General features: G+C 64.3%; 15 protein-coding genes and 1 tRNA gene. 5 read left to right on the forward strand and 11 right to left on the reverse strand.

The features are described from left to right. Positions 1-126 precede the first annotated feature (126 nt). A tRNA-Pro gene (locus Aple_RS36400) sits at positions 127-200 on the forward strand. Between the two features lie 370 nt (positions 201-570). On the opposite strand, the gene Aple_RS54965 is transcribed toward Aple_RS36400, so the two are convergent. The 9 genes from Aple_RS54965 to Aple_RS36445 all read right to left on the reverse strand — a co-directional run bounded on the left by Aple_RS54965 (position 571) and on the right by Aple_RS36445 (position 8,687). Continuing rightward, a complete protein-coding gene (locus tag Aple_RS54965; protein WP_155349293.1) occupies positions 571-1,746 on the reverse strand; it encodes a tyrosine-type recombinase/integrase in 1,176 nt (391 codons plus the stop codon). Then, entirely contained in the window at positions 1,746-1,967 is a 222-nt protein-coding gene (locus Aple_RS36410) for a helix-turn-helix domain-containing protein (protein ID WP_155349294.1), read from the reverse strand. The genes Aple_RS54965 and Aple_RS36410 overlap by 1 nt, the downstream gene beginning before the upstream one ends. Then, positions 1,964-3,106: an AAA family ATPase gene (locus Aple_RS36415; protein WP_155349295.1), complete on the reverse strand. Its 1,143-nt coding sequence runs from the start codon at positions 3,104-3,106 to the stop codon at positions 1,964-1,966. The genes Aple_RS36410 and Aple_RS36415 overlap by 4 nt, the downstream gene beginning before the upstream one ends. Continuing rightward, a complete protein-coding gene (locus Aple_RS36420) occupies positions 3,103-4,005 on the reverse strand; it encodes a bifunctional DNA primase/polymerase (protein WP_155349296.1) in 903 nt (300 codons plus the stop codon). The genes Aple_RS36415 and Aple_RS36420 overlap by 4 nt, the downstream gene beginning before the upstream one ends. 90 nt (positions 4,006-4,095) lie before the next feature. Then, complete coding sequence (locus tag Aple_RS36425) at positions 4,096-4,398, reverse strand: hypothetical protein (RefSeq protein WP_218038678.1); 303 nt, start codon at positions 4,396-4,398, stop codon at positions 4,096-4,098. 186 nt (positions 4,399-4,584) lie between these two features. Next, complete coding sequence (locus Aple_RS36430) at positions 4,585-6,810, reverse strand: cell division protein FtsK (protein ID WP_155349297.1); 2,226 nt, start codon at positions 6,808-6,810, stop codon at positions 4,585-4,587. Beyond that, entirely contained in the window at positions 6,807-8,036 is a 1,230-nt protein-coding gene (locus tag Aple_RS36435; RefSeq protein ID WP_155349298.1) for a DUF2637 domain-containing protein, read from the reverse strand. The genes Aple_RS36430 and Aple_RS36435 overlap by 4 nt, the downstream gene beginning before the upstream one ends. After that, positions 8,036-8,413 (reverse strand): WhiB family transcriptional regulator, encoded by a 378-nt coding sequence (locus tag Aple_RS36440; RefSeq protein ID WP_155349299.1) that lies wholly within the window; start codon positions 8,411-8,413, stop codon positions 8,036-8,038. Before Aple_RS36440 ends, Aple_RS36435 begins: the two co-directional genes overlap by 1 nt. A gap of 97 nt (positions 8,414-8,510) precedes the next feature. Then, positions 8,511-8,687, reverse strand: a complete 177-nt coding sequence (locus Aple_RS36445; protein WP_155349300.1) for a hypothetical protein — start codon at positions 8,685-8,687, stop codon at positions 8,511-8,513. A gap of 142 nt (positions 8,688-8,829) precedes the next feature. On the opposite strand from Aple_RS36445, the gene Aple_RS36450 reads away from it, so the two are divergent. The 3 genes from Aple_RS36450 to Aple_RS36460 are packed head-to-tail and all read left to right on the forward strand — an operon-like array spanning position 8,830 to position 10,078. After that, the gene (locus Aple_RS36450; RefSeq protein ID WP_155349301.1) at positions 8,830-9,162 is read left to right on the forward strand and encodes a hypothetical protein; all 333 of its coding nucleotides are present in this window, start codon (positions 8,830-8,832) and stop codon (positions 9,160-9,162) included. Beyond that, positions 9,159-9,707 carry a hypothetical protein gene (locus tag Aple_RS36455; protein ID WP_155349302.1) on the forward strand — a complete coding sequence of 183 codons (549 nt, stop codon included), beginning with the start codon at positions 9,159-9,161 and terminating at the stop codon, positions 9,705-9,707. Before Aple_RS36450 ends, Aple_RS36455 begins: the two co-directional genes overlap by 4 nt. Before the next feature lie 35 nt (positions 9,708-9,742). Next, positions 9,743-10,078 (forward strand): hypothetical protein, encoded by a 336-nt coding sequence (locus tag Aple_RS36460; protein WP_155349303.1) that lies wholly within the window; start codon positions 9,743-9,745, stop codon positions 10,076-10,078. A gap of 42 nt (positions 10,079-10,120) precedes the next feature. Here Aple_RS36460 and Aple_RS36465 read toward each other — a convergent pair whose 3' ends face one another. After that, the gene (locus Aple_RS36465) at positions 10,121-10,450 is read right to left on the reverse strand and encodes a tetratricopeptide repeat protein (RefSeq protein ID WP_218038679.1); all 330 of its coding nucleotides are present in this window, start codon (positions 10,448-10,450) and stop codon (positions 10,121-10,123) included. 95 nt (positions 10,451-10,545) lie between these two features. On the opposite strand from Aple_RS36465, the gene Aple_RS36470 reads away from it, so the two are divergent. Further along, positions 10,546-11,205, forward strand: a complete 660-nt coding sequence (locus Aple_RS36470; RefSeq protein WP_155349305.1) for an HAD family hydrolase — start codon at positions 10,546-10,548, stop codon at positions 11,203-11,205. Here Aple_RS36470 and Aple_RS56745 read toward each other — a convergent pair. Continuing rightward, complete coding sequence (locus tag Aple_RS56745) at positions 11,186-12,454, reverse strand: NsdA family TPR-like regulatory protein (protein WP_155349306.1); 1,269 nt, start codon at positions 12,452-12,454, stop codon at positions 11,186-11,188. The two genes, Aple_RS36470 and Aple_RS56745, sit on opposite strands and share 20 nt — an antisense overlap. Positions 12,455-12,508 lie beyond the last annotated feature (54 nt).

The raw sequence follows: 12,508 nt of genomic DNA on the forward strand, positions 1-12,508 counted from the left end.
CGCCTGCCCCCCCGAAGCCACCCTCCTCACCCTGGTCCCCGCCCGACCCGCCCGTTAAGGGTGAAGCGAGCATCCCCAAAGTCCGCTAGACTTGCCGAGGCGCAGGGCACTCAAAGGCCCTCGCACCGGGGTGTAGCGCAGCTTGGCAGCGCGCTTCGTTCGGGACGAAGAGGCCGTGGGTTCAAATCCCGCCACCCCGACCCAGAAGTACCAGCTCAGAGGCCGGTTCGATCATTCGAACCGGCCTTCTTGGCTTATGTGCGTGACTAACTGAGTGACTAACCCTCCCTGGACAGGGCATCGCGCTGCTGTCTACATGTGTCGCGGGTCACCGCCAAGGTCATAGAATTGTCTTCGTTCGTGATCCCTGACAGGGGGGAGTCTCGGTTCGAGTCCGTGGCTTCCGCTGACGGGGGCCGCTGCTGCTATGTGCCTATTGCTGGTTCCGGAACTCCGTAGCCTTGGAAAGAGGTGCAGGCAGTTGGTCTCTAAGCTCGTGAAGTTTAAGACGTTCATGTCTCCTCGAGTTGTTCTTGCGGTTGCTTGTGTAATCGGCAGCACGTCCCCATGTCAGGGATCACGAACCTCCTTCTGTTGTAGAAAGATCTGATCCATAGCTATGGCTCCACCCTGAAGGACCGGGCGAATCTGCTTGCGATAGACGGCTTCCGTCACGGCTGTACTACTGTGGCCGACAAGTCGTGAGATCTCTTCCAGCGGGATGCCGTTATCCGAAAGGAGAGAGACGAAGCTGTGCCGCAGCTCTCGGGGCGTCCAGTCTGCCGGATCTACCCCCTCGGCGTCCTTGATGGCATTGCGGAAGTCGCGCCGGACGTGGGAGGGATCAAGCGCCGTACCGACCTTGGATGCGAATACTAGGCCGTTCTCCTTCCAGTTCTTCCCCGCCGCTCCCCGCTCCTTATCTTGCTGTTCCTTCTGCTGCTGGAGCACGTCCACACAGCGCGTGGGCAGAGCGAGCGTCCGACGGGACTTCCGCGTCTTGGTGTCACCTCCTGCCCTCACGGAGCGCCACACGGCCACGTGCGGCGGTACGGGCGGGTTGGCGTCTGGCTCCCCTTCCAGGTCAACGTGATCCCAGGTCAACGCTCTGAGTTCCTCGGTGCGCGCCCCCGTGAGCAGGGACAGCACGACGTAAGCGTGCATCCGGGAGCCCTCAGCGGCCCTAAGTACGGCCTCTGCCTGAGCAAACGTCAGCGCCTTCGACGGACGGCCTGGCTTTCCCTTTGGGATCGAGCAGAGCGCCACGACGTTCCGCTTCACTTTGTCCCGCGCCATGGCGCGTTTGATTGCGCGGTTCAAACACGAGTGAAGCCCCTGCAAAGTGCGCGTGCTGAGCGACTTTGCCTTGTCGGCAAGCCATTTGTCCACGTCTTCCGCGCTGAGATCGCGGAGCTTCCGCGCACCCAGAGCAGGGATGATGTGGGTCCTACTCAGGATCGTGCAGGCGGTTAGCGTACCTTTGTCGCGTCCATTGAGGCCGTAGGCCAGCCAGTCGTTCACCGCACGTTCCACGGTGTAGTCAGCCGGGGCGATGGCCAGCCCATCCTCGTAGTCTCTGAGTACTTCCTTGAGTTTGTTCTTGGCCTCGGTCTTGGTCTTGCCGCTTCCCCGCTTGACGATGCGCTTGCCGTCCGGGGCGAAGCCGAGACTGGCGGTGGCTATCCAGCGTTGGCGCTTGTCGTCCCAGTGGAGTCCGCCGTCTCCTCTGCTGCGTCGCTTGGTCATCAGGCAGCGTCCTCCGCTTCCTTCTCCAGTAGGGCGATGTATTCGCGGATGCCGTTAGCGGTGATCAGGCGGGCGCGGCCCTGCTTGACCGAACGCAGGCGCCCGGTGCGGATCTGGTCATAGATGACGGTTCGGCTCATGCGCAGCAGACACATGGCGTCGGTCACCCTGTAGAGCTGGGTGTCATCGAGCCGGACTCTGTCCGGCGCTGAGGTGGTCATGATGGCTGGCGCTCCTCACCAGGGACAGCGGGGACACCGTGCTGGCTTAGGTGTCCCTCGTGATCGGTCGCATTGATGCTGGTCAAGCCGTATGCGGGGACGCTGGGGACAGCGGGGACTCTTCCGGCGGACTCTGTCCCCGGGAGCCGGTAGCGTCCGGCGGCATCCACACGGAGCTGGCCGTCGCTGGCCATGCGCTGGCAGGTCTTCTTGACGTTGTCGTAGCCGAGTCCGGTCCCCTCGGCGATCACCTTGGGCGGGCTGTCGGGGTGCTGGCGGACGTGGCGCAGGATGGCCGCGCGGGTGTCGCTCAGGGCGTGATCCTCGGGCGCGCCGTCGAGCAGATGCCACGCACCTGCGTTGGGGTCGAAGGACAAGGCGTACTCGGACTCATCCACATCGCGCCCAGTGACATGGAGAACGCCGTCTGCCTGCCCACGTGGCCGTTTGAGGACGAGAGTGGCGTCTGCCGCACCCGCCAGACCATTGGTGCCGGACACCTCGTTGAGGAAGTCGTCCGAGCCCATCTTGCGGACGTGATGTACCAGCACCACGGCGACGCCGTACGTGTCAGCCAGTCGCTTGACTTGGCTCATGGCGTGGTAGTCGGCGTCATAGGCCGACAGCCCCGGCGGCGTGGTCCCGCGGATCTTGGCGAACACGTCGATGATGACCATGCGCGCGGTCGGGTTGCGCTCCATCCATCGGCCTATGGACTCATCCCCGCCCTGAGAAAGCGTGGGGCATGAGGTGGCCAACGTAAGCCCCTCGGGTGCGGGCTGACCGCCAAGGATCTTTCGCATGCGGGATTGGAGACGACGCGGAGTGTCCTCAAGGGCGAGGTAGAGCACGGGGCCGGGCTGTACGTCGATCGCTCCCAGCGCCTTGCTACCAGCGGCCACGGCCAGCCCGAGCCCCAGCGAGAGCCAGGACTTACCGACCTTGGGAGGTCCGGCGAACAGGCTCACTCCCTCGGCGAGGAGGCCAGGGACCGCCCAGCGAGGTTCGGGGAAGATCATCGCCATGAGATCCAAAGCCGTCCACGCGGTACGCAGCGGCGCGGCCTGCTCAACCTCGCGCGCATCGCCGGGTGTGTCTCCGGAGACCAACCGCAGACGGTGACTTGGCGGGGCGTTCACGCGGCCACCCTCCGGGGGCGCTTGGCACCGGCCCGCAGGCCAGACGTGATGGTGCGTTGTGCCTCGCCGTAGGGCTGACCTACCTGGACGGCGGCCTCGGCCAACCAACCGCGCACCTCGGCATCGCCTAGCGCTCCCCCGGCGACGAGTTGCCCGAGCGCGACCGAAGCACGGTAGAGCGCGATGTTGTGGCCGTGGGGCGGCGACGAAGTCACGCGCTCCAGTTCGCCGACGATCGCAGCCCGCAGGTACAAGCTGCGTTGGCAGCGTGCGCTGAGCGGCACCGAGACCAGCCGTTGCGGTGGGAGCGGCGTGGGGCATAGCCGTTTGGCCAGCCATCCCGGCAGAGGCGCCGGGGTAGGTGTGCACACCACGTCATAGCTGCCGATGCCATCGGGCAGGCTGACATGGCTACCGGGGCCGACCACGTAGCCGCCGCATGCACGGGTGTCGATCAACCATCCCAACCCGCTGCCCCTGGCACCGCTGGTGTTGCCCAGCGGTGGCCCCTCTGGGGCCTGGAAGTACAGGTGAAGGCCACCCTTGCGGGTTCGGACGGTGAAGGTGTCGAAGGGCAACGGCTGTCCGTACTCTTCGCAGAGCACGGCCAACACGTCTGCCCCGTCAGTGACGCCGGGCAGTCTCCAACGTGCCGGGGGCACCTCTCCGGGTTTGGGCACGTCCAGGTCGATGACCACGAGCCTGGACGGTCCGCACGCAATGCCGATGTTGTACGGCTGTCGCGCCCAGATGCGCTTGATGGCCTCGGGGTCGGTGGTGGCCTTGCGTTCCCAGTTCGACAAGCCTTTGAGCGGCGGCTTGTCGAGTGGTGTGAGCGGAAAGACGTGCCAGCCCCGGGCGGCGGCGGCCAGGGCGTAGCGCAGGGTTGATGGAGTCATGCTGAGTTCCCCCGTTGAGGTTGGGTTGGTACGAAGATCGGTGAGCCGCCGGTCAGGCGGTCTCCGTGCGGGCGGCGGAGGTTGGGGGGTTCACCGCGCGCCTTCTCGGTGCAGGCGATGCAGGTAGTTCCACAGGCGGCGGCCCCAGCGCAGGCGCAGACCCGTGCAGGCGCATAGGCGGCAGGGCCGGGGCCTGCGGCGGAAGCCGTACAGGGTCTTGCCAATGCCGCCGCAGTCGCGGCATTGGGAGAACGGGGCAACGATGCACGCAACTGTGTAGAAGAGCGCCCACGCCAGAGCTCCCAGGATCAGCCAGGCGAGTACGGTCGACTGGAACGCAAGGGGTGGCGGGGACGCGGGGATGATGGTCGCGGTCGCGGTCGGATAGGTCATGACAGGGCTCCTGAGACGGGTTCTCGGGCATGGCCGGCCGAGCCCGCTACCCGCGACCTGCGGGTGTTCGGGCTGGTCAGAGGTTGTTTCAGCGGTCGCGGGGCAGGTCGCGCCGCCGCGACTGGTCGCGGGTGGTCCGCGACCCAGCGGACTCCTGGTGGCAGGTCTCCGCTGGGCGCGGCTCAGTTACTCGGCGCTGGCCTGGCGACGGTTGATGGCGGCGGTGATGGAAGCCTTCTTGGCGCCCTTGAGTGCCTTGCCGTCCCGCTTGATGTCCACGCTGGGCACTCCCAGCCCTCGAAGCTGAGCCGAGATGGCGTCCGGGGTCAGGTCGGCGTAGTGCTCGGGGATGCGGTCGGCCAGCCGGGCGGCGAGCAGTGTCCAGGACAGGCCGGTCTCGCCCTGGAAGACTGTGAGCACGTCGGCCAGCACATCGCGCACCTCGCGGACCACGTTCTGTCCGGCCGCGTAGCCGGTCAGCGTCCCGGCGCGCTCGCGCAGAGCTCGGGCGGTTGTGAGGATCTTCTCAGCGTCTTCCGCGTCGGCCAGATACGTGCGCACGCACGGAGTCTCATCCGATGCCCCGTACAGGTATCCGACCCCCCGGTATTGCTTGCCCACCGGCAGCGAGGAGGCGTCGAACCCTTCGCTGTAGGCGTCACCGCCCAAGACGGCTTCCGAGACGTTCCGGTTGCCGCACTTGAGCGCGAACCGCACGGCGTGGTTGTCGCGGTAGCGGCTGAACAGCCGCTGCACGTCCCCGGCGCCCACCCCGGACGGCTTCTGCGAACTGGAGATGATGATGACGCCAGAGGATGGCCCGACCGCCATGATGAACGACAGGAGCGCGGCAACCTCCTTGTTCTTCTCCTGGTCGTCCAGTTCGTAATAGACCTGGAACTCTTCCATCACCAACAACCAGACCCGCAGGTTGGGGTACTTGCGCGACAGTTCTTCGGTCAGCTTGCCCTCGGGGCACTCGGTCACGGGCAGGTCGGAAAGGAACTGGTTGACCTGCTGAATGTGCGCCTTGATCTCCCTCAGCGCGTCGAGCAGCATTTCCACGGGGTCGCCGTCCCGGTTGGGCACTGTGCCGAAGACGATGCGGTGGGCGACCAGGGCGAACTTGCGCCAGTCGGGCGAGTCCTTGCCGTCGACGACAGTCAGCGTCACGTACGGGTCCATCGCCGCGTAGAGGGCCAGCAGCCGGGCGGCGAAGGTCTTGCCCTTACGTGGTTGTGCACCGACCAGAATCGAGATCCACAGCAGCAGGAGAGTGACCTTGCGTCCGCGCTCGTCCAGACCGAACGTGGCGGGCTGCCAGATGTTGCGCGGCTTGCCGTCCAGCAGTGGAGTACGGCCCGCCGGGATTGCCAGCGGGTCACGGTCGGCGACGAACAGCTTGTGGCGACGGTTGGAGGTGGTGTCTCGGGTCAGGTAGACCTGCTGCTCGGTGACGTCCAGGCCAGAGGCGATGGCACCACGTGCCTTCACCGCGTCGTCGAAGGTCTTGCCGTATGGCAGATCGATCAGCACCTCAGAGCCGGTCCCGCCCGCGTCTCGGGCCATCTGCGAGCCGAACTTGATCTGCTGGTGTGGCCTGTCGGGATGGCCGAGCCCGGCGGCGTAGTAGGCGCGTAGCACGATGTCGCTGTTCAGCCTGCGGTACCGGGTGGTCACCATGGCAGCCGGGATGATCGGACGTCCGGCAGGACGGCCATAGCGGGCGAGCACCGGCACCAGCACCGCGCCAATGCCCACCTGCCACCTCACGGGCAGACCGGCGACTGCGAGCACGGCGAAGGTCAGGGCGAAGGTCTGGCCGAAAAGGGCAACACCGCGCCACCGGCGGGTTGCTTTGCCCTCTCGGTGCAGCTTGAGCCACATCGCGGGGTCGTTGTCGGATGCGGCCTGCTGAAGTAGCCCGTATTGCTCGTTTACCCACCACCAGCGCAGTTGCCGACCCGCCAGCCGGAACACCCCGACGATGGCCCACACGGCGGCGAGCATCGCGTACCAAGGCGCTCGAACGGTGTGAAAGGCCGCCACGTATGCCCAGCGGCCCGCCGTTACGCGTACCGTGCCGGGCAGGTTCCGCCAGCGCAGGCCATTGGGAATGATCGGATGCCGAGCGCCCATCGGCTCGGGCAGCGGAACCGCCGAATCGGGGAGGTCCACTGGAGCGGGCGTCCCGTCATCCTCGGGCGGCACCTCGTCCAGGTCGATCTCGTAGGCGGTGTCTCGCGCAGTCCGCCTGGTGTCGCTCAAGGGTGCTGAGGCGGCATGAGCGCTGTCGGGGCGCTGCTGCGCCTCATCGGTTGAGAGAAGGCCCATCGGCCCCGGCTGGGCGGTGTCGGCCACCCCTCGCCGGTCTGGGGCTTGACCATTCAGTTCGGTCGGCGCGTAGGTCATGATGTGCGCACCTCGTACGTGTTCGAGCGGGCGGGCGTGCGAGACTCGGCCGTTGTCTTGGCGGGCAGGGCCGAGTTCCGTACGGGATCGATCGGGGAAGACACGCGGTCGGACCGCGCCTCGTCCGGGCGGTCGGCGGGGCTGTTGTCGCCGGTCGGGCCATGCGGTCCGTCCGGCTCAGGGCCGATGGTCGGTCCGGCGGACTCAGCACGCCGGGGGCGGATGTCCCGCCATGCCGACTCATGGGGCGGGGCTTCGGTCCGCAGACGGGCGAGCAGCGCCCCGGCGCGGTCAGTCGAAATGGATTGGCCAGTGACGCGGACCGCGTCCCGCAGCCGGTCACGGGTCAACGTGACACCGGACGACTCATGGTCGGCAGCGATTCGCCACCCCAGCGGCATCAGGTCGTCCACAAGGGCCGATGCGGTCCTGCGGTGGTGGGCCGTCCGCGAGTTGGCCTTACGGCTCGGCCTGCTCCTGCCGGCGGGGGCGAGGGTCGGCGCGGCGGACGGCAGCACCGGACGTTCCGACGCCGGAGGCCACTCGGAAACTGTTCCCTCGGGGGCGAGTTCCCCGAGCCGATACAGGGCACGCTCGCGGCGGGTGGCCTTGAACTTCCACCACGTCCCGTAGCGGTCCTGAAGTTCGGTCTTGGCCAGGATGCGGTCACGCTCACGAGCGAGCGCGCCGGGGTAAGAGCGGATCTCCCACAGCACCATGCGCCGCCAAAGTGTGAAGGTGGATGGCAGGGCCAGCAGCCACCGCGAGGGGCGAATGCGCTCCATGCGGGTAGAGTCGGCCAGCCCGGCACGCTTGCGCATGACATGCGCGCCGACTTCGACGGCCACCACCCACAGCAGCGGCAGCACCGCATGAGCGACCTTGCCGAACAGCTCGGGCTGACTGTCCAGGTTGAGGTAGACGGTCGCGGCCGTCAGCGTCCAAGGGATGGAGCGCAGCCAGCGCACGCGCATGTCCAGCCGGGCAAGGACGATGTCCAGCGAGGAGAACACGGCGATGCCGAGATCTACCCCGAGCGGCAGCATGAACGACAGCCCGTGGAAGGACGGCTCTGCGGCCTCTGCCACCGTGTCGAAGCTGATGACGAACCCAAGCAGTCCCAGCAAGGCCACGGCGGTGGCGGTGACGACGGCTGCGGTCCGTTCCCCCTCCGTCAGCGGGCGTGGACCGGTCTGCGGCTGGTGATCGGTGGCCATCTGACTCATCAGGCCACCTCCACCCAGGCGGCGGGGCCGTTCTGGTCGAGGTTGAAGGTTCCCAGGACGTAGGCCAAGTCGTCGATCTCCTCGGCGGTCATGCCCGCCCAGACACCCGTATCAGGGCGGATCTCCAAGGCGTAGCCAAAGCAGAACTGGCGCGCCGGGCAGGACTCGCACACCTTGATTGCCACAGCTTCCCGGGCGGCCTGTGCTTCCGCGGTCTCGATAGCAGCGGGGGCGGTGTGGCATTCGGGGTCGTACGCGCACTCGACCTCGAAGGGCTCGCCGTCGAGGCGGAAGGCGGCAGGGCGCTGCGCGGGTGACAGCACAGAGGGGTGAACCCTGACCGCGTTGGTAGAGACGGAAATGCGAACGTTTGCCATGATGATGGCACTCCTTGTTTGCTCAGCGATTGGGTTGCGAGGAGAGCCGGAACGGCCTGTGTCTTGGCGGATCGGGTCGTTCCGGCACTTCGGTGGGTCAGCCGAGAGCTCCGAGGAACGCGGTCAGCGACTCGGCGGCAGCGGCGATCCCGCTCACGACGTTGGTCGTGAGGTGAGCCGCCTTCGTGGGCTCCTTGATGACGAACAGGACGTAGAGGGCCACCAGGGCCAGCAGCAAGAGCGGGAACAGGCGGCGCGGCTGTGTGGGGATCATCGCGGGCTCCTATGGTCGATGTCGTGTAGGGGGGACTACACGATCGACCGTACAGCCCCCCCTACACGATCGTCAAGGGACCCCTACACGACACGCTGCGCGTGTCTAGCCCCCCCTGGACGCAGCACGTACCCTGGCTGACATGACACGGCAAGGCTCGGGCGAGAGAGCCCGCAACACACTTGCCGACCTCGAACGTGCTTTTGATGCTGCTGTGGCTGGGATCGACGCCGAAGTCGATCCCAATCGGGCATATGAGGGGGCGACAGAACTTGTCGAAGCAGTCAGACGACTCTTTGAAGCTTCCGCAGAATTGCGTGCACACTCAGCGGCTCGCCTTTTCAAGGAAGAACAGATGTCGCTGGCCGGCCTAGCCGACCGCATCGGAGTATCCAAAGCACGTGCTGCCCAGCTAATAAAGACGGCCAAGAGCGCCGACGAGAAGCAGGGCGCTGCGACAGAGGAGGCCAAGTGAGCAAGCAGACAGAGGTAGTAGTCGAAGTCTGGCCTGTTTCGGCCGACCCAGTTGGCCTATGGCTGGTAAGCGGGGAGGATGCGTGGCGTTCCGACGCTGTCATGCAAGACAGCGATCCTCATACGGCCGTCACAGATTTGCTGGCAGCGAATAACACGCATTTGGATGTAAAACTTCTGCACTCGACCTCATGGCGAGCGGATGAAGGTGCGGTTGTCCTCACCTATGTCGCCGTTATCGGCTGCTCGGAATTCGCTCGGGACGACTGGCCAAACGCCAAACCGATCAGCCCAGCGCTACCCGATGTAGTCGGAAAACCGATCTCAGTAGAAGCTACAGAGGCGCCTATTCCTCGCTACATCGATGTTCTCATGCACGGGCTTCGCCACCTGCAATTCCTTCTTCAGACAGATTCAACGGCTCGCGCTGCTCTCTGCGATAGTTGGCGCGCACACCTAGAGGCATTTCGCCCTGCTTTGGCAGGTATGTATGACTATGAGCACGGGGAGGAGCCAATCACCCTCCCAAATAAGCGTATTTCCTAGCAAGCCGCAGACTATCGACAACGGGGCAGATAAGAATGGATGACATTGTTTCGGAGCAGCTCCACAGGCAGCAGCAAGCGGTCAAAGTTCTTGGGCAACTTCTAGCACGCGTGGCCAACGAGAAGCTTCCGATAATCGCATGGAGGATTTCAAGCGCTCAGTCCGAATCCATTCTCACCGGGCACTGCGAGGCTGTCGATCCTATCCAACGACAGAGGGACTTCGAGGCTTGGCGAGAGGCCATAAGCGCGGAACCCTGGCCAAACGGCATAAAACACGAGCGGGGTGTACGCCTCCATGCATCCGTGGTAGACCATTACGAAGAAGTCACCATTACGCTGACAGCAGAGATATCTACTGATGAGCTGTGACCAACTACCGACCGCACTGGCCGCGCCCTGCGTTCCTGCGCGTTAACAATGGATGAGAGCATCACTGCCGCGGTTCATGCGAAGATAACAGAAGCCGGTTTCGGTGAGAATTTCGGACTTGCTTCGACGGTCGCCGAGTTCGTCGTAGATCTGTAGTGTTTTTCTGTAGAAGTCAAGGGCGCTGGAGTGCTCGCCCAGGTGTTGCCGCAGGTTACCCGAGTTAGCCATCCGCGTAGCCTGATGTTGTCGGCTCATTCCGCTTCCAGCGCTGCGCTCTGCTCCAGATGTTGCCGCACCGAACCATAGCGGCTCAACCGGGAGTTCCACCTCGGCCATGTTGTTGAGAGTTATCATGCAGCCCGCGGTCGTCACCGATCTCCTGGCTGACCCGGAGTGCCTCCCCATCCACTGATCGCTAACTCGTGCTCTGGACGACAAGAACCTCGAAGGGTCGTAAACTGCTGGACGTGATTAGGGCAGTGGTATTCGACGTCGGTGAGTGCTTGGTAGACGAGACACGGGAGTACGGTACGTGGGCCGATTGGCTGAACGTGCCACGTCACACCTTCTCCGCAGTATTCGGCGCAGTGATTGCGCAAGGCCGTGACTACAGAGAGACGTTCCAAGTTTTTCGCCCTGGCTTCGACTTGGCCGAAGAGCGGGAAAAGCGTGCGACAGCAGGGCAACCGGAATGGTTCGGGGAAGATGACCTCTACCCCGATGTTCGCCCTACGCTCAGCCGTCTACGAGCGGATGGACTTTGGGTTGGTATTGCTGGCAATCAAACGATACGGGCAGGGAAGATTCTGCGGGCGCTGAATCTCCCCGCCGATATGATTGCCACATCAGATGATTGGGGTGTCTCCAAGCCAGATGTGGAGTTCTTTTCTCAGGTGGCCAAGAATACGCCCTGCGCTGCTCAGGAGATCCTCTACGTAGGGGATCGGCTGGATAACGACATTCGACCTGCCGCAAGGATGGGCCTGCAAACAGCATTGATTCGGCGAGGGCCATGGGGAGTCATCCAGCGGGATGATCCCGACTCGAACGAGGTACCGACGGTTCGCATAGACACTCTTTCCGAGCTCCCCGACCGCGTAATTCAACTCAATGCTGTAGCGCGTTGATCGTCGTCCGCCACTCATAGAGGCGGTCGTCAAGTCGTTGTACGCATTCAAGGTCATTCCATTGCTGTAGTGCCCTGCGCGCATTGCGTATGCGGTCCATACCCGCCGCGTACCACGTCACAGATAGAAGGTCGAGCGCTTCTTGAGCGCGTTGGCACGCCGCTTCTGGGCTGTGATCGGCCGCTTCTACGGCAGCTAGGTCCCCGAGAACCACGGTGCGCTGCTTCACGTCCACGACAGGGAGTCCTTCTAGCACGCCTTCCAGGGTCTGGCGCGCCTGGGGCAGGTGGCCCGCCCGTAGTTGTGTGTTCCCCTTGAAAGCGTTGAGCCGCATGGCGGAGAACCAGTCGAACCAAGCAGGCGAATGCTGATTTTCGCTTGTTAGAAGATCTTCGGCACGCCCTATGACGGTAAGTGCCTGTTGCGCACGGCCGCATCGTGTTTCGCATTCCGCCTCTACCGCGTACAGCCATGCCAGGAAGTCAGCAGAAGCGTTTCCTCGACGCGCGTAGGTGCGGGCGGCCCTGATTCTTTCCAGCGCATCTTCAAGTTGACCCGCCCACCCTGGAATGAATGCGGCATGAGCTAGAATTGCCGCGCCTAGAAGCGCGTCATCAGCCTCTCCAGCCGCCTGCAATGCGCTAATTAGGGTGACGTCCGACTCTGCTGGTTGCTGTAGGTCGAAAAATTCGATGCGGGCAGCCATAAGGAGTGATTCCGCTAGCGCTGTCGCAAGCAATAGGCGGGCTGGTCCGACCGTTTCCGCCAGGAGCTGCGCGCCTAGACGCGTGTGTTCGGCTACAGCGGCGTGTAGCTGGCTGGGCTGAACACTCCAGTAAAGACGCCGATAAGCCCTTGTGATGCTCCCATAATCATCACCGATGGTGGCCGGCTGGACTGGTGATCCAGTGGTCGGCAGCGAAATCGGCAGACCCGAACCTCCACCGTGAGTTTGAGAAATAGGAGGAACGCCCTGATCTGAGGACCGAGAGTCCGCCCAAGGTGGAGTGAAACCAAGCTGCTCAATCGGAAGTCTGAGTACGTGGACCAAAAGACGCTGCTTATCTACGTGGGGCCAGGGTGGATCCGGCGATTCCCATCGGCGGACCTGGCGGGCGCTAACCTCCACATGCGGGAGACCCAACGCTGGAGCCGCGCGCGTGAGGGCGTCGGCCAACGCCTGCTGAGATCCGTAGCCAGCGTGCATACGAGCCGCCTTGAGATGCGAGTTACCCGCCGAACGACGCATCGGGTGTCCCTCCTGCCCTAGTCACACGGCCACCTTACCCCCTGATTGGCCGCC

The organism is Acrocarpospora pleiomorpha, from assembly GCF_009687885.1.
GTDB lineage: Bacteria > Actinomycetota > Actinomycetes > Streptosporangiales > Streptosporangiaceae > Acrocarpospora > Acrocarpospora pleiomorpha.